Consider the following 23,385-nt stretch of genomic DNA (forward strand, 5'->3'; position numbering starts at 1 on the left):
GATCCTCACCGTTCGTCGTGGTCGGGGCCGCCGTACGCGGCGTCTTCGTCGTCGGGTCCGCCGTGGGCGGGGTCCGGTCCGTCGCCGCCGTACGCGGCGGCTTCGAGTTCGCTCAGCACCTGTTCCTCCACGAGTTCCGCCAGGGCGGCGACCGTGCGGGAGACCAGGACGTCGCGGGGGGTGAGCGTGACGCCGAACGCGTCGTTGGCGCGGGAGGCGATGAGCAGGGCGCGCAGCGAGTCGCCGCCGAGCAGGAAGTAGTCGTCCTCGGCGCCCACGGCCGTCTGGAGGGCCTCCTCCCAGAGGGCGGCCACCGCCTCCTCGGTGGGCGTGCGGGGCGCCACGTACTCCGGCCGCTCCCGCTCCTGCTCGGCCGGTGCCGGGGCGGGCAGCGCGGCCCGGTCGGTCTTGCCGTTCTCGGTCAGCGGGAAACTGTCCAGCACCACGAACGCCGACGGCACCATGTATCCCGGCAGCGAGCGGGCGGCCAGCTCGCGCAGCGCGGTGGCGGTGGGCGGTTCGGCGCCGGGTGCCGTGAGCAGGTGGGCGACCAGGCGCGGCAGGCCCGGTTCGTCCTCGCGTACGGTCACCACGGCGTCCAGCACGCCCGGATGGCGTACGAGGGCCGCCTCGACCTCGCCCGCCTCGATGCGGTGGCCGCGCAGTTTCAGCTGGTGGTCGACGCGGCCGAGGTAGTGCAGTTCGCCCGCGCCGTCCCGGCGCACCAGGTCGCCGGTGCGGTACATGCGGGTGCCGGGCGGCCCGAACGGGTCGGCACGGAAGCGGGCGGCGGTCAGGCCGGGGCGGCCGAGGTAGCCGCGGGCCAACGACGGTCCGCTCAGCCACAGTTCGCCAGGTACGCCGTCGGGGACCGGCCGCAGCCGGGCGTCGAGGACGTAGGCGCCGGTGGCGGGCAGCGGGCGGCCGATGGGCGGCGCGCTGCCGTCCGGCTCCAGCGGGGCGGACCAGGTGGCGACGACGGTGGCCTCGGTGGGGCCGTAGGAGTTGACCATGCGGTGGTGCGGGGCCCAGCGGGCGACGAGTTCCGCGCCGCACGCGTCGGCGCCGACGATCAGGGTCTTCAGGTCCGGCAGGGTGCCGGGGGTGTCGGCGGGCAGGGTGGCGAGCGCGGCCGGCGGCAGCAGGGTGTGCGTGACGCGTTCGGCGCGCAGTACGCCGGCGAGTTCGGCGCCGAGCAGCGGGCCGGGCCGGGGGACGACGAGCCGGGCGCCGTGCGGCAGGGACATGCACAGCTCCAGCACGGAGGCGTCGAAGCTGGGCGTGGCGAAGGCCAGCACCCGGTCTCCGGCGGCGACTTGGTAGTGGGCGGCCTCGGCGGCGCTGAACGCGGCGAGGCCCCGGTGGGTGACGACGACGCCCTTGGGGGTGCCGGTGGAGCCGGAGGTGTAGATGACGTAGGCCGGGTCGTCCGGGTCGAGCGGGCGCCTCCGGTCGGCGTCGGTGGGCCGGTGTCCGGGGGTGTCGTCCGGGGGTGCGGCGAGCAGGGCGGCGATCTCCTTGGCGTCCAGGGTGAGGGCGGGGGCGGCGTCGCGCAGCATCAGGGCGATCCGCTCCTCGGGGTAGGCGGGGTCCACCGGCAGGAACGCGGCGCCGGACTTGGCCACCGCGAGCTGGGCCAGCACCATGTCCGCCGAGCGGGGCAGCAGCAGCGCGACGAGGTCGCCGGGCCCGGCGCCGCGGGCGATGAGCCGGTGCGCCAGCCGGTCGGCCCGGGCCTCGGCCTCGGCGAAGGTGAGGAGCGTGCCGGGGGCGTCGAGCGCGGGTGCGGTGGGCCACCGGTCGACGGCGGCTTCCACGAGCGCGGGCAGGGTGGCGGCGGGCACCGGGACGGGTGCGGGCCGGGACGGGCCGCGCAGCAGCCGTTCGCGGTGCTCGGGCGGGAGCACATCGAGGTCGTCGAGGCGGGCGATGTCGTCCGGGGCGGCCAGGGCGTGCAGGGTGTGCAGCAGCTGTCCGGCCATCGACTCGGCGGTCGACTTCTCGAAGCACCGGGGGTCGTAGCCGAGTTCGACGGTGAGCCGGTCGCCGGGCGAGACGACCACGGTGAGCGGGTAGTTGGTGGCCTCCCGGGCGTCCAGGTCGCGCAGCGCGAGCCCGTGCGCGCCCGCGGTCGTGTCCCCGACCGGATAGTTCTCGAACACCACCAGGGTGTCGAACAGAGCTGATCCCGGCGGGAGTTCGGTGTAGGAGTGCAGCTCGCTCAGGGGCAGGTGGTCGTGGCGGCGGTCCTCGGCCCGCGCCTCCTGGAGGGCACGCAGCCAGGTGTCGGGGCGGGCGACGCCGTCGACCTCGGTGCGGGCGGGCAGCGTGGTGATGAACAGGCCGGTGATGGTGTCGGCGCCGGGCAGTTGGGCGGGCCGCCCGGAGACGGTGGTGCCGAAGCAGACCTCCCGCCGGCCGCTCCACCTCGCCAGCAGCAGCGCCCACGCGCCCTGTACCAGGGTGTTGAGGGTGAGGCGGTGCCGGCGGGCGAACTCGTGCAGGCCGCGCGTCCGTCCGGGGTCGAGCCGCCGGGACAGCCAGGTGTCGGAGCGGGGGGTGGTGCCGGGGGCGGGCCGCCGGTCGTACGGCAGCGGGGCCGGGGCGCCGAGCCCGGCCAGGGCGTGGCGCCAGTGCTCCTCGGCGGCGGCGGTGCCGCGGGCGGCGAGCCAGGCGGCGTAGTCCGCGAACGGCCGGCGCTCGGGCAGTTCGGGCCGCTCGCCCCGGGTCAGGGCGGCGTGCGCGGCCATGACGTCGGACAGGACGTGGAAGACGCTCCAGCCGTCCAGCAGGACGTGGTGGAAGGTCCACACCACCCGGACCGCGTCCGGGCCGAGCCGGACCAGGGCGAGCCGCAGCAGCGGGGCCCGGTCCAGGGCGAGGCCCCGGGCCCGCTCGTCGGCGAGCAGCCGCTCCAGCTCCGCCGCGTGCCGTTCGGCCGGCAGCACGCTCCAGTCGTGCTCGGTGACCGGCAAGGTCACGTGCCGGTGGACGATCTGGAGGGGCACCGGTACGCCGTGCAGGGCGACGGAGGTGCGCAGGACGGGGGTGCGGTCGACCACGTGCCGCCAGGCCGCGGCCAGTGTCGCGGGGTCGTGGGCGCCGTCGGCCACGAAGGTGATCTGCTCGACGTAGAGGCCGTGTTCGGCCTCGTCCAGGCCGTGCATCACCATGCCGGCCTGGGTGGGGGTGAGCGGGTAGACGTCCGTGACGCCGGACCCGTCGCCGACGAGCCGGTCCACGGCCGCCTGGTCCAGCGGGGCGAGCGGGAAGTCGGACGGGGTGCGGCCGCCCGCGCCGGGTTCGGCGCAGTGCCGGATGAGCGCGCGGAGTTCCGCCGCCAGCTCGGTCGCCAGCCGGGCGACGGTCTCCCGCCGGTGCCGCCCGCGCGAGTACGACCAGGAGAACTCCAGTCGCTCGTCGGTGACTTGGCCGAGGATGTCGAGGAGGTGCGGCCGGTCGGCGGAGCGGTCCATGCCGCCGGTGAGGCCGCCGTGGGGCGCGTGCAGCAGGCCGCCGGGGGCGGGGGCCGCGTCCGGCCGGCCCAGGTAGTTGAAGCAGACCGGCGGCAGGGCGGGCAGGTCACGGCCGGCGGTGGGGCGCAGGTGGCGCAGCGCGCCGTAGCCGAGTCCGCCGTGCGGTACGGCCCGCAGGCTCTCCTTGACGGACTTCAGTACGGTGCCGGGGCCGGTGTCCCGGGGCACGTCCAGGGCGACCGGGTACATCGCGGTGAACCAGCCGGTGGTGCGGGCCAGGTCGGTGTCCTCGAACAGCTCCTCGCGGCCGTGGCCCTCCAGGGTCACCGCCACCCGGTCCCGGCCGGTCCACCGGGCCAGGACCCGGCCCAGCGCGGTGAGCAGCACGTCGTTGACGCGGGTGCGGTACGCCTCGGGCACGTCCTGGAGCAGCCGGCGGGTCTCCTCGGCGTCGAGCCCGACGGTCACGGTGTCCTCGTCGGCGACGGTGTTCGGGCCGCCGGGGTGGTCGACGGGCAGCGTGGTGCCGGTGTCCGTCCCCTGCCAGTATGGGAGTTCGCCGTCGAAGCCGCCCGCCTCGGTGTGTGCGGCGAGCCGTCGCGCCCAGTCCCGGAACGCGGTGCTCTTCGGGGCGAGGGCGGGCCGTCCGCCGTCGCGCAGCGCGCGGTAGGCGGTGTCCAGGTCCTCCAGGATCAGCCGCCAGGAGACGGCGTCCACGACCAGGTGGTGGGCGGCCAGCAGCAGCACCGGGCGCGCACCGTCGGCCGGGCGTACGCCGTCGGCCGTGTCTGCTCCGTCGGCCGGGTCTGCTCCGTCGGCCGGGCGTGCTCCGTCGGCCGGGAGGCACAGCGCGGCCCGCAGCAGCGGTCCGCCGGCCAGGTCGAACCCGGTGCCGAGGGTCTCGGCCACCGCTGCCGGGTCCGCCCCGTGGTGCACCTCCAGATGCGGGTCCCGGTCGCCGGGCGGGGTGCCGTACTGCCGCCAGCTCCCGTCCGCCCGACGCTCGTAGCGCATCCGCAGCGCGTCGTGGTGGTCCAGTACGACGGCCAGGGCGGCCCGCAGCAGCGTCTCGTCGGGGTCGGCGGCCAGCTCGTGGGCGACCGTCTGGCTGAAGTGGGCCGGGTCGCCGGTGAGGGTGGACAGCAGCCAGTGCTGTACGGGGGTGAGCGGGGTGTCTCCGGTCACCGGACCCTGCTCGGCGACGACGGCGGAGACCGGCAGCCGTTCGGCCGCGGCGGCCAGTTCGGCGAGGGTCTGGTGGGTGAACAGGTGCCGGGGGGTCAGCGCGAGACCGGCCCGGCGGGCGGCGGACACGATGCGGATACCGAGGACGGAGTCGCCGCCGAGCGTGAAGTAGTTGTCGTCCGCGCCGACTTCGGGCACGCCGAGCACCTCGGTCCAGATCGCGGCGAGGATCCGCTCGGCCTCGGTGCGCGGCGGCCGTCCGGCCGTGCCGGTGGCCGGCGTGGCCCACTCGGGCTCGGGCAGCGCCCGCCGGTCGAGCTTGCCGGTGGCCCCCAGCGGCAGTCGCTCCAGCGGGACGACGAGGGCGGGGACGAGGTGGTCGGGCAGACTGCGGGCGAGGAACGCACGCAGCTCGGCGGGGTCGGGAACGCCCGCACGGGCCTCCGGCAGGCTGCCCGCGCCGGTCCGCTCCGAGCCGCCGGAGATCACCGGCGCCGGCGTGCCGGGCGCCCCGGAACCGGCAGAACCCGACGCGGTGGCCGCACCCGACGCCCCGGAACCGGCAGAGTCCGACGCGGTGGCCGTACCTGGCGCCCCGGCGTCGTCCGCCGAGACGTGCGGGTGGGGCACCACGTAGCCCACGAGACGGCGGTGCCCGGCGTGTTCGATCACCCGGGCCGCCGCCGCGGCCACGGCCGGGTGGCGGGCCAGCGCGGCCTCGACCTCGCCGAGTTCGATGCGGAAGCCGCGCACCTTGACCTGGTCGTCGCCGCGGCCGAGGTAGACGAGGTCGCCGTCGGCCGTCCGGCGGACCAGGTCGCCGGTGCGGTACATGCGGCTGCCCGGCGGGCCGAACGGGTCGGGCAGGAAGCGGGCGGCGGTCAGGCCGGGGCGGCCGAGGTAGCCGCGGGCGACACCGGTCCCGGCGAGGAACAGCTCGCCGGGCACGCCGACGGGCACCGGGCGCATCCGTTCGTCCAGGACGTGGGCGCGGGCACCGCCGAGCGGCCGGCCGATCGGCGGGTCCCGGTCGGGGTCGGCCGGGTCGCAGGTGAAGGCGGTGGCGTAGACGGTGGCCTCGGTGGGGCCGTAGATGTTGCGCACCTCGCTGCCGGGTATGGCGTCGCGGACCCGGCGTACGGTCCGGGCGGGCAGCCCCTCCCCCGCGAGGACGACGGTGTCGGCGGTGATCCGTACGGCGTCCTCGGCGAGCAGCCGGTCCAGGGCCGAGGGGACCGCGCTGAGCAGTCCGGCCCGCCAGGGGCCGGGGCGCTCGGCGAGAGCCAGCAGGTCGCGGACGATCTCCACGCAGCCGCCGGACAGCAGCGGCGCGAAGATCTCGAAGACCGACACGTCGAAGTTGAGCGAGGTGGAGGCCACCACGTGGTCCAGGCCCCGCCCGGCGAACTCGGCCTTCGCCCAGTCGGTGAGGGCGAGCACGGAGGCGTGGCTGACGACGACGCCCTTGGGGCGGCCGGTGGAGCCGGAGGTGTGGATGACGTAGGCCGGGTGGCCGGGCAGCAGGGTGGTGTGCCGCTCGTCGTCGCCCACCGGGGTGTCCGGTGCCCCGGCTTCCGCGTCATCGAGCGGGATCCGGGTGAAGGGGCCCTCGGGGAGCCGGTCGGCGGTCTCGGCGGCGGTGATCACGGCGTCGGGCCGTACGTCGTCGAAGAGGAACGCGACGCGCTCGGCCGGGTACTGGGGGTCGACGGGCAGGTAGCCGGCGCCGCTCTTGAGTACGGCGAGGAGCGCGGTGACCAGGTCGGCGGTCCGGGGCAGGCAGAGCGCGACGAAGCGTTCGGGTCCGGCGCCCGCGGCGATGAGCCGCCGGGCCAGCCGGTTGGAGCGGGCGTCGAGTTCGCGGTAGGTGAGGACGCGGTCGCCGTGGCGGACGGCCGGGGCACCGGGGGTGCGCTCGGCCTGCCGGCGGAACGCGTCGGGCAGGGTGCCCCGGGGTGCCTCGGCCGTCCGGCCGCCGAACCGGGCCACGAGCGCGCGCTCCTCGGCCGGGTCCAGCAGCGGCAGGTCGGCCAGGCGGCGGTCGAGGCCGGTGGCCATGCCGGTGAGCAGGGTGCGCAGGCTCTCGCCGAGCGCGGTGACCGTGGTGGTGTCGAAGGCGGCCGGGTCGTGGTCCAGGTTCACGGTGAGGGTGTCGCCGGGCGCGACGACCACGCTGAGCGGGTAGTTGGTCGGCTCCAGGTCCCGTTCCGGTTCCATGGTGAGGCCGTTCCGGGCCGGCCCGTCCGGGTCGAAGGGGTAGTTCTCGAAGACCACGAGGGAGTCGAACAGGCTGGTGCCGCCGGGCAGTTCGCTCCAGGACTGGATCTGGGCCAGCGAGACGAAGTCGTGGCGGCGGGCCTCGGACTGGGCGGTCTGGATCTCGCGCAGCCACTCGGGCAGCGGGCGGGAGCCGTCGACGCGGACCCGGGTGGGCAGGGTGTTGATGAACAGGCCCACCATCGAGGTGACGCCGGGCAGTTCGGCGGGCCGGCCGGAGACGGTGGTGCCGAACACCACGTCGGTGCCGCCGCCGTACCGGGACAGCAGCAGCGCCCAGGCGCCCTGGAGCACGGTGTTGAGGGTGAGCCCGTGACGCTGGGCGGTCTCCCGCAGCCGGGCGGAGAGGTCCGGGCCGAGGGTCATGCGCACGGTTCCGGAGGAAGAGGTGCGGTGGGCCCCGTCGGGCCGCCGGTCGCGGGGCAGTTCGGTGGGGGCCTGGAAGCCCGCCAGGGTGGTGCGCCAGTACCGCTCGGCCTGGCCGGTGTCGCGCCCGGCGAGCCAGCGCAGGTAGTCGGCGAAGGGTTTGCGCTCGGGGGTGTGCGGGCGGCGCCCGGAGGTCAGGGCGGCGTAGCGCTCGCACACCTCCTCGAAGACCTGGGCGGCGCTCCAGCCGTCGAGCAGGACGTGGTGGAAGGTCCACACCAGGCGGACCCGGTCCGGGGCCAGCCGGATCAGGGTCAGCCGCATGAGGGGCGCGGTGGCGAGGTCGACGCCCCGCTCGCGGTCCTCGGCGAGCAGCCGGTCCAGTGCGCGGGCGCGGCGCTCCTCGGGCCACGCGGACCAGTCGTGGTGGGTGACGGGCACGGTGGCCCGGTGCCGTACGACCTGGAGCGGTTCGGGGGTCTCCTGCCAGACCAGGCCGGTGCGCAGCACGGGGTTGGCGTCGGCGGTGTGCTGCCAGGCCGTGGCGAGCGCGTGCGGGTCGGTGACGCCGCCCAGCACGAGCTGGACCTGGTTGACGTAGGTGCGGCCGGCGGGGTCGAGCAGGCTGTGGAAGAGCATGCCCTCCTGCATCGGCGTGAGCGGGTAGACGTCCTGGACGTCCCGGCCGTCGCCGGCGACGCGGTCCACGGCGGTCTGGTCGAGCCGGGCCAGCGGGAAGTCCGACGGGGTGCGGCCGCCCGCGTCGGGGCGGGCGCAGTGGGCGACGATGCCGCCGAGCGCGTCCAGCATGCCCTCGGCGAGGGCGGTGACGGTCTCCTCGCGGTGGCGTCCGCCGCTGTAGTGCCAGGTGATCTCCAGCCGGTCGTCCTCGACGCGGGCCACGACGTCCAGCAGGTGCGGCCGCTCGGTGTCCGGTGCCTGCGCGCCGCCCAGGCCGCCGGGCACCGCACGGACCAGGGCGGCGTCGTCGGCGGACCAGTCGAAGCGGCCCAGGTAGTTGAAGCTGATGCCGGGTTCGGGGGCGTTGGTCAGCCGCGGGTCGCGGGCGAGGTGGCGCAGCACGCCGTAGCCGAGTCCCCGGTCGGGTACGGCCCGCAGTTGTTCCTTCACGGATTTCAGGGCGGTGCCCCAGTCCCCCGCCGGGACGGTCAGGGCGACCGGGTGGAGCGCGGTGAACCAGCCGACCGTGCGGGACAGGTCGACGTCCTCGGCCCACCGGTCCTCGCGGCCGTGTCCCTCCAGGCCGACGGCTACGGTGGCGCGTCCGGTCCAGTCGGCGAGGACCCGGCCGAGCGCGGTGAGCAGGACGTCGTCCACGCGGGTGCGGTAGACGCCGGGCACCCGGCGCAGCAGGGCGTCGGTGCGCTCGCGGTCGAGCCGTACGGTCACCTCGCGGAGGTCGGCCGTGGTGTTGCCGCCGGCCGCGTCCACGGGCAGGGGTTCGGCGCACGCTCGGGCGGTCCGCTCCCAGTGGGGCAGCTGGCCGGTGAGGTCCCTCTCGCGCAGCCGGCGGACCCACTCGGCCGCGGACGTGGTGCGGGCGGGCAGCCGTACGGGCTCGCCGCTGGCGGCCTGCCGGTAGGCGGTCTCCAGGTCCTCCAGCAGAATCCGCCAGGAGACGCCGTCGACCACCAGGTGGTGGGCGACGAGCAGTAGCCGGGCGGGCCAGGTGCCGTCGGCGGTGAACAGGCGGGCGACGAACAACGGGCCCGTCTCCAGGTCGAGTCGCGCGTGGGTCGCCGCCGTGACGCCCTCCTCGTCCCGCCGGTCGTGGACTTCGAGGAGTTCGGGGGCGGGGCCGTCGTGGGCGGTGATGTCCTGGTGCCAGGCGCCGTCGCGGTCGTGGCGGAACCGGGCGCGCAGGGCGTCGTGCTGGGTCCACAGCGCGGTGAGGGCGCGACGCAGGGCGTCCTCGTCCACCGGGCCGGGCGTCTCGACCACGACGGACTGGTTGAAGAAGGCGGGGTGCGCGGGCCGGGCGTCCAGGAACCAGTGCTGGATCGGGGTGAGACCGGCCGGTCCGGCGACCGGTGCGGTGCCGGTGACGGCGGGCGCGGCGCCGCCGCCCGCGGCGGCCAGTTCGGCCACCGTGGGGTGCCGGAACAAGTCGCGGGGGGTGAGGGTGAGTCCGGCGGCGCGGGCCCGGGAGACCACCTGGATGCTGAGGATGGAGTCGCCGCCCAGCATGAAGAAGTTGTCGTCCACGCCGACGCGTTCGACGCCGAGCAGTTCGGCCCAGATCGCGGCGAGGGTCCGTTCGGTGTCGGTGCGCGGGTCGCGGTGGGTCCGTTCGGCGCCCGCCGCCCAATCGGGGGCGGGCAGCCGCCGCCGGTCGACCTTGCCGTTGGCCGTCAGCGGCAGCTCGGGCACGGTGACGAACGCGGCGGGCAGCATGTAGTCGGGCAGTCCGGCCGCCAGGTGGGCGCGCAGCCCGGCGGCGGGGGGCACGTCGGCGCCTGCGGCCGGTACGAGGTGGGCGGCGAGCCGTTTGCGTCCGGCGTCCTCGTACAGGGAGACGACGGCCTCGGCGACGGCGGGGTGGGCGGTGAGGCGGGCCTCGATCTCGGCGGGTTCGACGCGGAAGCCGCGGATCTTGATCTGGTCGTCCGCGCGGCCGACGAAGTGCAGTTCGCCGTCGGCGCTCCAGCGCACGAGGTCGCCGGTGCGGTACATCCGGGTGCCGGGCGGGCCGTAGGGGTCGGCGAGGTAGCGGGCGGCGGTCGCGCCCGGGCGGCTCGCGTAGCCCCGGGCCAGTCCCGCGCCCGCGATGTACAACTCTCCCGGAATGCCCGGTGGTTGGGGCTGGAGCGAGGTGTCCAGGACGTAGACGCGGGTGTTGTCCAGGGGGCGGCCGATGGGCAGGACGGCGGGCAGCGGGTCGCCGGAGCGGAAGACGCGGCGGGTGGCGAAGGTGGTGGTCTCGGTGGGGCCGTAGCCGTCCACGACGGTCAGCCCGGGGCAGGCGTCGAGGACCCGGCGGACCACCGCGCCGGGCACGGCCTCGCCGCCGGTCCACACCTCGCGGGCGCCGCGCAGGCAGCCGGGGTCCTCCTGGGCGAGCAGCCGGAACAGGCCGGCGGTCAGCCACAGGCAGGTCACGCCCCGCTCGGTGATGGCGCGGCGGACCTGGGCGGCGTCGAGGCCGGCGGGCGGGGCGAGGACGGCCGTGCCGCCGCGCAGCAGCGGCACCCACACCTCGTAGGTGGCGGCGTCGAAGGCGTGCGGCGAGTGCACGAGGACCCGGTCGTGCCCGGCGAAGGCCCGGTCCAGGGCGAGCGCGACGACGTCCCGCTGCCGCACCGCGACTCCCTTGGGGGTGCCGGTGGAGCCGGAAGTGAACATCAGGTACTGGACGTTGTCGGGGTGGACGGTGTGCGTGGGCGCGGCCCCGGCGGCGGTCACCGGCGGGGGGACGGGTGCCGTCGCGGCGGGTGCGCCGGGGGTGTCGTCCACCCGCAGCACTCCGCCCGCGGGCAGCAGTTCGCGGGCCGTCCGTTCCCGGCCGGCGTCGGTGAGCAGCAGGTCGGCGCCCGCCTCGGCGAGCATCCGGCGCAGCCGTTCGGCCGGGGCCCTGCCGTCCAGCGGCACGTACACGCCACCGGTGCGTACGAGGGCGAGCTGGGCGACGATCAGCCCCGCGGAGCGGTCCATGAGCACGCCGACCGGGCGTTCCGGCCGTACCCCGAGCCCGGCCAGACGGGTCGCCAAGTCATCAGCGAGGACGTCGAGTTCGCGGTAGGTGAGGCGGGTGTCCCCGGTGTCCAGGGCCACGGCGCCGGGGGTGCGGCGCACCTGCGCGGCGAAGAGGGCGGCGACGGTGGTGTCGGGCAGGTCGGTGGCGGTGTCGTTCCAGGCGCGCAGCACCTGCGCGCGGCGGTCCGGGGCGAGCAGCGGCAGCCGGGCGGGCGGGCGGTGGGCGCCGGCGGGCAGGTGGGTGAGCAGGACGGTCAGGTACTCGGCCATGCGCTCGGCCGTCGCGGCGTCGAACAGCCCGGGGTCGTAGCCGAGCCGCAGGGTCAGCTCCGGGCCCGGGTAGGCGGTCAGGCTCAGCGGGTAGTTGGTGGTCTCGACGCCTTCCAGGCCGCTGAGGCGCAGCCCGTGGGCGGCGGCGAGGCCGTCGTCGACGGGGTAGTTCTCGAAGACCACGATGCTGTCGAACAGCCCGGCCCGCTCGGGGAGTCCGGTGAACGCCTTCAGCCGGGTGAGCGGCAGGTGGTCGAAGCGGCGGTCCTCGCTCTGGTCGTGCTGGAGGGCGCGCAGCCAGTCGAGCAGGGTGCTGTGGCCGGGGACGGTGACCCGGGTGGGCAGGGTGGTGATGAACAGGCCGGTCATGGTGTCGGCGCCGGGCAGCTCGGGCGGCCGTCCGGCGACGGTGGTGCCGAACACCGCCTCGTCCCGGCCCGCCTGCCGGGCCAGCAGCAGCGCCCAGGCGCCCTGGACCAGGGTGTTGAGGGTGAGGCCGGAGGTCCGGGCCAGTTCCTGGAGCTCCCGGGTGGCGGCCGGGGGCAGCGTGCGGCGCACGGCGTGGGTGGACTCGGCGCGGTGGGCCTCGCGCGGCTCGCGGTCGTAGGGCAGCGGGGTGGCCTCGGTCAGCCCGGACAGGCGGCGGTGCCAGTGCCGTTCGGCCGGGGCGGGGTCGCGTCGCCGCAGCCAGGCCACGTAGTCGCGGTGCGGCGGGCGGTGCGGGAGGGCGTCGGGGGCGGCCCCGGCGTGGTGGGCGAAGACGTCCGAGAGGACCTGGAACATGCTCCAGCCGTCCAGCAGCAGGTGGTGGAAGGTCCACACCACGCGCACGGCGGTCCCGGACAGGCGGGCCAGGAGCAGGCGCTGGAGCGGGGCCCGCCCGAGGTCGATGCCCTCGGCGCGGTCCCGGGCGAGTACGTCGTCCAGGCGGGCGCGGCGCTCGTCCTCGGTCAGGTCGCGCCAGTCCAGGTGGGTGACCGGCAGCTCCGCGCGGCGCGCCACCACCAGCAGCGGCTCGGGCACGTCCTGCCAGACGACCCGGGAGCGCAGCGTCTCGGTGCGGTCGGTCACGTGCTGCCAGGCGGCGGCGAGGGCGCCCGGGTCGGGCACACCGTCCAGGACGAACGTCAGCTGCTGGAGGTAGACACCGCGGTCGTCCTGGGACAGGCCGTGGAAGAGCATGCCCGTCTGGGTGGGGGTGAGGGGGTAGGCGTCCGCCACCGCCGCCGGGTCCGGGGCGGTGATCCGGTCGACGGCGGCCTGGTCGAGCCGGGCCAGCGGGAAGTCGGACGGGGTGCGGCCCGCCGCGCCCGGGCGGGCGGCGTACCGGGCCAGGTCGGCGAGCGCGGCGGCGAACCGCCCGGCGAGGTCCGCGACCTCCTCCTCGCGCTGCGGCCCGTCGGCGTAGAACCAGGTGAACTCCAAGGCGTCGTCCACGAGTCGCCCGACGACCTCCAGGGCGTGCGGGCGGGCGGCGGCCGGGTCGGCGTCCAGTTCCAGCGGGCGTACGGTGCCCCGGTAGAGGCCGTCGGGGTCGCGCGGCAGCTCCATCCGGCCCAGGTAGTTGAAGTTGATCCGCGCGCCGGGGGCGGGCGGCGCCGCCCCGGGACCGGCGAGCCGGCGCAGGGCGTCGTAGCCCAGGCCGTGCCGGGGTACGGCGCGCAGCTGCTCCTTGACCCGCTTCAGCACGGTGTCCCAGCCGGCGTCCTCGGGGACGGCGAGCGCGACGGGGTACCGGGTGGTGAACCAGCCGACCGTGCGGCTGATGTCCAGCTCGGGGAAGAGGTCCTCGCGGCCGTGTCCCTCGACGTCGACCAGCACCCGGTCCTGGCCGCTCCAGCCGCACAGGGCCCGGCCGAGGGCGCCGAGCAGGACGTCGTTGGCCCGGGTGCGGTAGGTGTCGGGCAGGGTACGCAGCAGGGCCGAGGTGACCTCGGGGCCCAACCGTACGGTGTGGGCGCGCTGTTGGGCATAGGTTCCGGCGGGCCCCGTCGGCAGCGCGGGGCCGGCCTCGGGGAGGGCCCGGGCCCAGTACGCGCGTTCGTCGTCGAAGCCGCCGTCCGCCGCGTGGGCGGCGAGCCGGTGGGCCCACTGGCGCAGCGGCGAGGACTTGGCGGGCAGCGCGGCGGCGCCGTCGCGGCCGGTGCGGCGGGCCCGGTAGGCGCGGTCCAGGTCCTCCAGCAGCAGCCGCCAGGAGACGCCGTCGACCACCAGGTGGTGGACGGCGAGGTGCAGCACCGGGGGGCGGCCGGCGCCGGTGTCGTGCAGCACGGCCCGCAGCAGCGGTCCCCGGGCGAGGTCGAAGGGGCCGAAGTGGGGGGTGTCGGTCTCCGGCCCGGTGTGGCGGGCCAGGGGGAGGCGGGGCGCCGCCTCCGCCACCGCCCAGGCGGTCCGGGCGTCCGTGCCGTCGTCGGCGGTGAAGCGGGAGCGCAGGGCGTCGTGGTGGGCGACCAGGTCGTTCAGCGCGTCCTCGAGCGCCGCCGGGTCCAGGTCGTCGGGCAGCCGGACGGACAGCGCCTGGGCGAAGTGGCCGGCGCGTGCGGCGGCGGAGTCGAACAGCCAGTGCTGGATGGGGGTGAGGGGGGCGGCGCCGGTGGCCGCCTCCGGTGCGGGGGCGGCCTCGCGCGGGCCGCCGGCGGCGTCCGCGCGGCGGGCCAGGGCGGCCACCGTCTGGTGCTGGTAGACGTCCCGGGAGGTCAGCGGCAGGCCCTCCTGCCGGGCGCGGGCCACCACCTGGATGCTCAGGATCGAGTCGCCGCCGAGCTCGAAGAAGTTGTCGTCGACGCCGATCCGCTCCACCCGCAGCACCTCGGCCCAGATCGTGGCGAGCGCGCGCTCGGTGGGCGTGCGGGGCGCGACGTGCCGTACCGCGCGCACGGCGGGCCCGGGGTCGGGGAGCCGGCCGCGGTCGACCTTGCCGTTCGGGCTGAGCGGCAGGGCGTCCAGCACGACGACGGCCGACGGGACCATGTAGTCGGGCAGCGTACGGCCCAGTTCCCGGCGTACGGCCTCGGGTTCGGCCCGGTGTCCGGCGGCCGGGACGACGTAGCCGACCAGGCGCCGGTGGCCGTCGTGGTCGGTGACGGCGCCGGCCGCGGCCTCGGCCACGCCGGCGCAGCCGCGCAGCGCCTCCTCCACCTCGCCCAGTTCGATGCGGAAGCCGCGCACCTTGACCTGCTGGTCGGTCCGGCCGACGTACTCCAGCGTGCCGTCGGCGCGGCGGCGCACCAGGTCGCCGGTGCGGTACATGCGCTGCCCCGGCGCGCCGAACGGGTCGGCGACGAACCGGGTGGCGGTCAGTCCGGGTCGGTTCAGGTAGCCGCGGGCCAGGCCGCCGCCCCCAAGGTACAACTCGCCGGTGACGCCGACGGGTTGGGGCCGCAGGGCGCCGTCCAGCACATAGGCCCGGGTGAGCGCCACCGGGGCGCCGATGGGCGGGGCCTGCTCGGGCAGCCGGTCCCCGGCGAACCAGGCGGTCGCGTACACGGTGGCCTCGGTGGGGCCGTAGACGTTGGCGACGCGGCAGCCGGGCAGGGCGGCGCGCAGTTCGTGCAGTGTCTGGGCGGGCAGGGCCTCGCCTGCGAGGACGACGGTGTCGGCGGTCACGGGCGCTGTGCCGCCCGCGATCAGCCGGGAGACGACGGACGGCACCCCGCTGAGCAGCCCGGCCCGGCGTGGTCCGGTGCCGTCGGCGAGGGCCGGCAGGTCGGCGACCACCTCGACGGTGCCGCCGGCCGTGAGCGGGCAGAGCAGTTCGAAGACGGAGACGTCGAAGTTGAGGGAGGTCGCGGCGATCACGTGGTCCAGCCCCTCGGCGCCGAACCGCTCTCCCGTCCACCGGGCCAGCGCGGCGACCGTGCGGTGGGTGACCACCACTCCCTTGGGGCGGCCGGTGGAGCCGGAGGTGTAGATGACGTACGCGGGGTGGTCCGGCAGCAGCGGACGGAGCCGGTCGGCGTCGGTGAGGTCCGTGTCGGGCACCGCCGGGTCGGTGGCGTCCTCCAGGAACAGCGGCTCGCAGTCCGGGGGCAGGGCGGCGGCGGTCTCCCGGGTGGCGACGACGAGGGCGGGCCGGGCGTCGGCGAGCATGAACCGGACCCGTTCGGCGGGGTAGCCGGGGTCGACGGGGAGGTAGGCGGCGCCCGAGGCGAGCACCGCCCACAGCACGGGCACGAGGTCGGCGGTGCGCGGCAGGCACAGCGCGACCAGGGTCTCCGGGCCCGCGCCGCGTGCGACGAGCCGCCGGGCCAGCCGATTGGCGCGCCGGGCCACCTCGGCGTACGCCAGCCGGTCCGGTCCGCAGATCACCGCCGTACGGCCGGGGGTGCGGGCCGCCTGGGCGTGGAGCAGGCCGGGCAGCGTGGCGGGCCCGGTCTCCCGGGGCCGTCCGGCGGGCGGGTTGAAGCCGTCCACCAGCGTGTGCCGCTCCGCGGCGGAGAGCATGGGCAGTTCGGCCAGGGTGCGGCCCGGGCCGTCCGCCATGCCCTCCAGCAGGCGGTGCAGATGGTCGGTCATCCGGGCCACGGTCGCCGCGTCGAACAGGTCCGTGTTGAACTCGGCGGTCAGCACCGAGCCGCCGTCCGGGTCCGGGGTGAACTCCAGGACCAGGTCGAAGCGGGCGGCCGGGCGGGGCAGCGGGTGCTCGGCCAGGCGCAGTCCCCCGGCGAGCGGCGGCACGGGCAGCGGGCTCTGCTGGACGACGAGCGCCTGGACCAGCGGGGTGCGGCTGGGGTCGCGGGGCGGGGCGAGTTCCTCCACCACCCGGTCGAAGGGCACGCCGTCGTGGGCGAAGGCGTCCAGCACGGCCGCCCGCACGCTCTCCACGAACCGGTCCACGGTGGCCCGCTCGTCCACCTCGCCGCGCACCACCACCGTGTTGGCGAAGAACCCGGGCACGTCCTCCAGGTCCCGTCGGCCGCGTCCGGTGGTGACGGTGCCGAACGCGATGTCCCGCTGTCCGGAGTAGCGGGAGAACAGCAGCGCGGCGGCGCCCGCGAACAGGGTGAACAGCGTGGTGCCGCGACCGGCGGCCAGGTGCCGCAGCCGGGTCACCAACTCGGCGGGCAGGGCGTGCCGGTGGGCCGCGCCGGCGGTGGTGCGCACGGCGGGACGCGGCCGGTCCGTGGGCAGCTCCAGCTGCTGAAGGCCCGCCAAGTGCCGCTTCCAGTAGGCGAGATCGGCGGTGTCCGCGTCGCCGGTCCGCTGCCGCCGCTCCCACAGCGCGAAGTCCGGGTACTGCACGGCGGGTTCGGGCAGCCCGGCGGGCTCGCCGGTGGTCTCGGCCTGGTACAGGGCGGCGAGTTCGCGGGTGAGGACGCCGACCGACCAGCCGTCGGTGACGATGTGGTGCTGGGCCAGGAGGAGTACGTGCTCCTCGGCGCCCAGCCGGACGAGCAGGGCCCGGGTGAGCGGGCCGGCCGCCAGGTCGAAGGGCAGCTCCAGCTCCTCGGTGAGCAGCGCCTCGACGGCCTCCTCCGCGTCCGGCGCGCCGGAGAGGTCGGCCGTCCGCAGTGGCAGCTCCGGTTCCGGCGCGACCCGCTGGACGCCCTGGCCGTCGGCGGTGGCGAAGGTGGTGCGCAGGGAGGCGTGGCGGGCCGCGAGCCGGTGCAGGGAGCGGCGCAGCGCGTCCGGGTCCAGGGCGCCGCGCAGCCGCAGGGCCACGCCGGTGTTGTACTCGGTGCCGCCGCCGGAGAGGTCGTCCAGGTACCACAGCCGCCGCTGCGCGCTGGACAGCGGCAGGGCGCCCTCGGCCGGGGCCGGCGGGATCGGCTCCGGGGCCGCGGCGGCCGACGGGTCGGCGAGCAGCGGGGCGAGGGCGGCGACGGTCCGCGCGGTGAACACGTCCCGCAGGGTCAGCCGGACCCCCAGCTCGTCCCGGACCCGGGCGAGCACCCGGGCGGCGAGGAGGGACTCGCCGCCGAGGTCGAAGAAGTCGTCGGTCACCCCGACCTCGTCGACACCCAGCACCTCGGCCCAGATCCCGGCGAGCACCCGCTCCCGCTCCGACCGGGGCGCCACCCGCCCGACCACGACCGCCCGTTCCGGCACGGGCAGCGCCCGCCGGTCGATCTTGTGCTGCGGGGTGAGCGGCATCCGCTCCAGCACCACGACGACGGCGGGCACCATGTGCGCGGGCAACAGCCCGGCCACGGCGGCACGGAGCGATCCGGGGTCCAACGCCTCGGAGGGAAGCGCCGGTTGGGCGAGGTGGGGCTGGGTGGCGGGGTTACGGGGCGCGGCGGAGTTGACCGGAGCGGCGGAGGCAGCCGACTGGACGGAGGCGGCCGACTCCGCGCCGTCGGTCGGGGCGACGGAGTTGATCTGCCCGGCGGGATCGCGGGGCTCGGCGGAGTCGGACGGGGTGGCCGAGCCGACCGGCTCGGCAGCGCCGGCCGAGGCGGCGGCACCACCCGGCTCAACGGAGTCCGTCGGATCGGCGGAGTCCGTCGGATCGGCCGAGTCCGTCAAGGCGGCCGGGTCGGCCCGCTTCGCGCTGTCGGTCGGAGCGGTGGGTGTCGGCCGACCCGCCGGGGTGACGTAGGCGACGAGGCGCTGGTGGCCCGGGGTGTCCTCGCGGACCACGACCACCGCCTCGCCGACCGCCCCGCCGCCCGCGCGCCGCAGGGCCGCCTCGATCTCGCCGGGCTCGATGCGGAAGCCGCGGATCTTCACCTGCCGGTCCAGCCGGCCCAGAAACTCCAGTTCCCCGTCGGCGGTCCGGCGCGCCCGGTCCCCGGTGCGGTACAGCCGGGCGCCGGGCGTGCCGAAGGGGTCGGCGACGAAGCGGGCGGCGGTCAGGCCCGGCCGGCCCAGGTACCCCCGGGCCACCGCGTCCCCGCCGACGAACAGCTCCCCGTCCACGCCGGGCGGCACGGGCCGCATCGCGGCGTCCAGGACGTACACCCGCGTGTGCGGCAGGGCGCCGCCGATCGTCGGGGTGCCCCGGCCGGCGGTGAGCGGCCCGGTCCAGGTGGCGACGATGGTGGTCTCGGTCGGACCATAGGAGTTGATCATGCGGCGGCCGGGCGCCCAGCGGTCCACGAGCCCCGCCGGGCAGGCCTCGGCGCCCACGATCAGCGTGCGCAGATGGCGCGCGGTGCCCTGCGCGGGGTCGGGCAGGGTGGCCAGCGCGGCGGGCGGGATCAGGGCGTGGGTGACGCGGTACTCGTCCAGGACCGCCGCGAGTTCGTCGCCGAGCCACGGCCCGTGCGGCGGTACCACCAGCGTGGCGCCGCACAGGACGGACACGCACAGTTCCAGCACGGAGGCGTCGAAGCTCGGCGAGGAGAACTGGAGCACCCGGTCCCCGGGGCCCACCGCGTACCGTTCGGCGGCGGCCGAGGTGAAGCCGCCCAGGCCGCGATGGGTGACCGTGACGCCCTTGGGGGTGCCGGTGGAGCCGGAGGTGTAGATGACGTACGCCGCGTGGTCGGCGTCGGCGTCGGCCCCCCGGTCGGTGTCCTCGTCGGCGGCCGACGGCTCGCCCGTCTCCAGCAGTTCGCCGATCCGGCGCGGATCGTCGAGGGTGACGGCGGGCCCGGCGTCGGCGAGCATCAGCGCCCGGCGCTCGGCGGGATAGGCCGGGTCCACCGGCAGGAAGGCGGCGCCCGCCCGCGCGACGGCCAGCTCGGCCGCGATCAGCTCCATGGAGCGCGGCAGGACCAGGGCCACCACCCGGTCCGGCCCGGCTCCCCGCCGTACCAGGTGCGCGGCCAACCGATCGGCACGGGCGGCCAGTTCGCGGTAGGTCCAGGTCCGCCGCCCGTCGGTGAGGGCAGGTGCGTCCGGGGTGCGGGCCACCCAGGCGGTGAACAGCTCGCCGAGCGTCGGGTGCGCCGGTGCCGCGCCGCTCACCGGCAGGCCGGCGGCGGGGCTGGTCTGTGACAGGGAGGACGCCGGAGCGGGCTTGTCGTGCAGGTCCGTCATGGGTGAAGTCCTTCGGAGAGCGGGGCGATACGGCGCGGGGCGGCCCCGGTGGACCCCGGGGCGGGGGACTGGGCGCGGGTCACCGGCGGTGCGTGACGGGGCGGTGGTGCGGGGCGGGCGGCGGTGTCCGGTGTCCGGGAGCGGCGAACGGTGTCCGGTGTCCGGTGTCCGGGAGCAGTGACCGTTGTCCAGGAGCGGTGGCCTGAGGCGATGCCCGGTCTCCGGCGACGAACGACCCCGTCGCACCGGGACCGCGCGGGACCAGCGGCCAAGACCACGACCACGACTACGGCCACGGCCACGGCCACGGCCAAGACCACGACCGGAGCCGAACCCCCGGGCCACGGCGGCCACCGCCTCCCCACCGGCCGTACCCGCGAAACCGGCCACACCAGCGCGACCGGGGCGAGGAGCGAACCGGAACCGGAACCAGGACTCGAAACCGCGACCAGGACAGCGACAGCCCCGGAGCCGGACGCGGACCGGCACGGCACCGGCACCGGCACCGGCACCGGTCGACACCGGCACCCGACCGGTACCGGCGGCGCCCCGCCTCAGCCGTCGTCGGTCCGGCGTGCCGTGCGTCCGGAGATCTGTACCCGGTCGATCCGGCCGGTGGCCGGATCGCGGTGGAATCGTCCGCCGGGTTCGAGCCGCCCGGTGGCCGGATCGCGCAGATCGCAGGACAGGTCGGCGTGACAGACCAGCGGCAGGGGCAGGTCCCCGTCGACGGAGAGGGCCATCCCGCCGTCGGGACCGGGGGCGACGCGGTAGGTCGTGGTGCCGTTGCGGTACGTGCCCGCGCAGCCGGGCAGGTCGACGGGCCGCCCTCGGTCAGCGGTGTGCCCCGGGTCCGCGGTGTGCGGGCCGGCCGGCACCGGGATGCCGGTGAGCCGGGTCACCTCCTCGGCGAGGTCGCGCCACAGCGCGGTCGCGGACCCGGAGTTGCCGGTGAAGGCGACCACGACCCCGCTCTCCGGGTCCGCCCGCAGATGGCAGGACGTGCCCTGGGCGTTGCCGTCGTGGCCGCACCAGATCCGGTCGTCCCGCCGGTACAGGGCCAGTCCGGGACCCCAGCCGTCGGCCAGCGCGCCGGGGCGGGCGGCGTTCTCGGGCCGGCGCATCTCCTTGGCGACGGCGGGCGGCAGCAGGTCCGAGCGGCCGGTGAGCGCGTTGCCGAACGCGACCAGGTCCAGGGCGCTCGCGAGCAGCGCGCCGGCCGGTGCCTCCAGCGGTGCCAGGTTCTGCCGGGCCGGACGGGCCTGCCCGGTCGCGGTGTTGACGGCGTGTCCGGCGGCCACGGGGCGGGCGGGCGCGGTGTCGCCGGTGAACGCGGGCCGGATGCCGAGGGGTTCGAGGAGCAGCGCCCGGACCGCCTCGGGCCACGGCATGCCGGTGACCGTCTCCACCAGCCGTCCGGCGGCGACGTAGCCGGCGTTGGAGTAGGAGAAGTCGGTGCCGGGCGCGAACAGCAGGTCGCGGTCGGTGCAGACGGCGGCGAGATAGCGGGCGGCGGTGGTCGTGGCGGCGGTGTCCGAATCGGGCCCGGTGGGCAACCCGCCGGTGTGGGCGAGGAGGTGACGTATCGTCACCTCGGGTATCCCGGCCAGTTCGGGGAGCTGGCCGGCGGCGGGTTCGTCCAGGTCGAGGTCGCCGTCGTCGGCGAGGAGCAGGACGAGCGCGGCGGTGAAGGGCTTGGTGAGCGAGCCCAGCGGGACGGCGGTGTCCGCGGTGAAGGAGCTGCCGGTCGTGACGTCGGCCGTGCCGGTGTGTACGGCGATCACGTCCGTGCCGGTGTCCAGGGCCAGTTGGGCTCCGGGCACCCGGTGGGTCCGGGCGAGGGAGTCGAGACGGTCCTGCAACTCCCGGTGCGGTTCCCGCGACTCCCGGGGCGAGGGGGACGGTGTCCGGGAGGCGGCCGGAGCGGCGGGGATGGTGTACGGCATGAGAAGGGGACTCCGTTGGATAAGTCTGTGGTGCGGGCGTGCCGGTCCGGCCCGTGACGAGCGGTGCGGGGGCCGTCCGGAGGGCGCTGCACGCGCCGGGGCTAGGGTCTGCCGACCTCGACGGGCAGCTGTCGTACGCCGACGATGACGGCCGGGTTCTGGTGGACGATGTCCTCGTAGGAGGGGATCGCCAGCATGCGGAATCGTTCATGCAACATACGCAGGGCGATCCGTGCCTCCAGCCGGGCCAGGGGTGCGCCGAAACAGAAGTGGATGCCGTGCCCGAAGGTGAGATGGGGATTGGGGCTCCGGGTCACGTCGAAGACGTCGGGCGCGGCAAACCGGGCGGGGTCCCGGTTGGCGGCGCCCAGATGGGCCATCAGCAGGGTGTCGGCCGGGAGTTCACGGCCGCCGAGGACCACGGGCCGGGTGACCCGGCGGCCCAGCTCCGGGAAGGGCGGCAGCCAACGCAGCACCTCCTCGACGGCGGCCGGGATGCGCGCGGGGTCGGCGCGCAGCGCGGCGTCCGTGCCGGGGTGGCGGTCGAAGGCGACGACGGCGTTGCCGAGCAGTGCGGTGGTGGTGATGTGTCCGGCGACCAGCAGCAGCGCCACGAAGCCGACCATCTCCTCGTCCCGCAGGCGCACGCCGTCCACCTCGGCGGCGATGAGTCTGCTGGTGAGGTCGTCGCCGGGGTCGGCGCGGCGGGCGCGGATGTGCTCCAGCATGTAGCCGTTCATCTCGCGCACCGTGGGGGCGATGGCCTCCAGCGCCCGCTCCAGGTCGGCCATGTCGGGCGCCTCGCCGAGCTGGTCGCCGCCGAACAGCACGCCCGCCCACTCCTGGAAGAGCCGGTGTTCCCCGGCCGGGACGCCGAGCAGCTCGGCGATGACGATGATCGGCAGCGGGTAGGCCAGCGTGTCGACCAGGTCGAACCGGTCGCGGTCGGCCACGTCGTCCAGCAGCCGGGCGCAGACGGCCTCGATGCGGGGCCCGAGTCCCTGGACGACCCGGGGGGTGAACGCCTGGCTGACCAGGGCGCGCAGTCTGCGGTGTGCCGGCGGGTCCATCCCGACGAAGTTGCCCTGCCGGAAGGTCTCGAAGTCGGGCTGGGTGGGGGTGAGGGCGGACAGGTCCGAGGAGTAGGTCGCCGGGTCGGCGAGCACGGTGGCGACCGATGCGTGGTCCAGCACCTGCCAGACGCCCTGTGTCTCGTCGTACCGCACCGGCCCGGCCTCGCGTAAGCCCCGCCAGCGGTCGGGTAACTCCTCCGACAGAAGGCGCTCGCCCGTCGGTTGCTTGCTGATCACCTTGTCTCCTCGCTAGCGGGTGGCGCGTGCGGGCACGCGGGAGTCACACACCGAGGCTGTCGGAGCCCCGGGGCGCGAGCGGTTCCGGACACGGCTGTGCCGACGCTTTCCGGACATCGGACCGGAGGCAGCGCGCGGCCCGCGCGGCCTTGGCGGTGCGCGGCGGGACGGTCAGCCGGCGTCCGTCCGACGCCGGAGCGGGCCCATGGCCCTCAACACGTGCGGCACAGGAAGCGGCGACCGCGCGGCCGGCCACGGCCCCGCGGCGAGCCCGATCGTGCGGCGCGCCAACCCGACATAACCCATCCCCTCGGCGATACCTCCCGCGCAGCGATCACGCGGGACCCTCCCGGCTCCTGTACGACAGCGGGCCCCCAGCCCCGGCCGTTCGAAACGAGGTGCGAGATGACGCGTTCTGGGCGCCCGCCCTCCCGTATTGCGCGGATGCCACCCCGTGATGGGCATGGTGCACACCCCGGGACACCTTCGTTTCGAGGGAACTCGGCCACAGTCTTCACGGTGCGTCACGCGCAAGCAACCCCCTGAAGTTGAACGGAGAGTACTGTGCAGGTGCTTTTGCGTCATCGTCGGGCCACTTGTCGGAGCCCCTCGCGCCCGTGGAGGCGGCGACCTGATCGTCGCCCCCGCGTGTGCCCCGGCGGCTCACCGGCAAACCGGGCGCGGGAAAAAAGATGCCCGAGGGACGCCTGGGAAGCCGCCACCCGCTCCCGGAGTGCCCGGTCCGATGCCCTACCACCCGGTACGACGGGTTGGCCGAACCTCGCCTGATCTGTGGTGACGATTCGGCCACCGGCCGCGCTGGGCCCGCCGCCCGGCCGACGACGCGACACGCCGTGGGCGACTTGGCCCCGCCACCCACACATCCGGTCCGCCCCGCACCCCCTCACCCAAAGC

3 protein-coding genes are annotated in these 23,385 nt (G+C 76.1%); all 3 read right to left on the reverse strand.

Annotated features, from left to right (window positions below; translation table 11 throughout):
- Positions 1–5: 5 nt before the first annotated feature.
- Positions 6–19,214, reverse strand: a complete 19,209-nt coding sequence (locus tag ACSURM_RS03715; RefSeq protein ID WP_436953432.1) for a non-ribosomal peptide synthase/polyketide synthase — start codon at positions 19,212–19,214, stop codon at positions 6–8.
- A gap of 554 nt (positions 19,215–19,768) precedes the next feature.
- On the reverse strand, positions 19,769–21,160 hold the full coding sequence (locus tag ACSURM_RS03720; protein ID WP_436953434.1) for a serine hydrolase domain-containing protein: 1,392 nt from the start codon (positions 21,158–21,160) through the stop codon (positions 19,769–19,771).
- Positions 21,161–21,261: 101 nt separating this feature from the next.
- Positions 21,262–22,470: a cytochrome P450 gene (locus ACSURM_RS03725; protein WP_436953436.1), complete on the reverse strand. Its 1,209-nt coding sequence runs from the start codon at positions 22,468–22,470 to the stop codon at positions 21,262–21,264.
- Positions 22,471–23,385: the final 915 nt, after the last annotated feature.

It is taken from the genome of Streptomyces sp. SudanB182_2057, assembly GCF_964272715.1.
Classification (GTDB): Bacteria; Actinomycetota; Actinomycetes; order Streptomycetales; family Streptomycetaceae; genus Streptomyces; species Streptomyces rubradiris.

Excerpts from the sequence above, each read along its gene's own strand:
- ACSURM_RS03715 (WP_436953432.1), bottom strand. The coding sequence starts at position 19,214 with ATGACGGACCTGCACGACAAGCCCGCTCCGGCGTCCTCCCTGTCACAG.
- ACSURM_RS03720 (WP_436953434.1), bottom strand. The coding sequence starts at position 21,160 with ATGCCGTACACCATCCCCGCCGCTCCGGCCGCCTCCCGGACACCGTCC.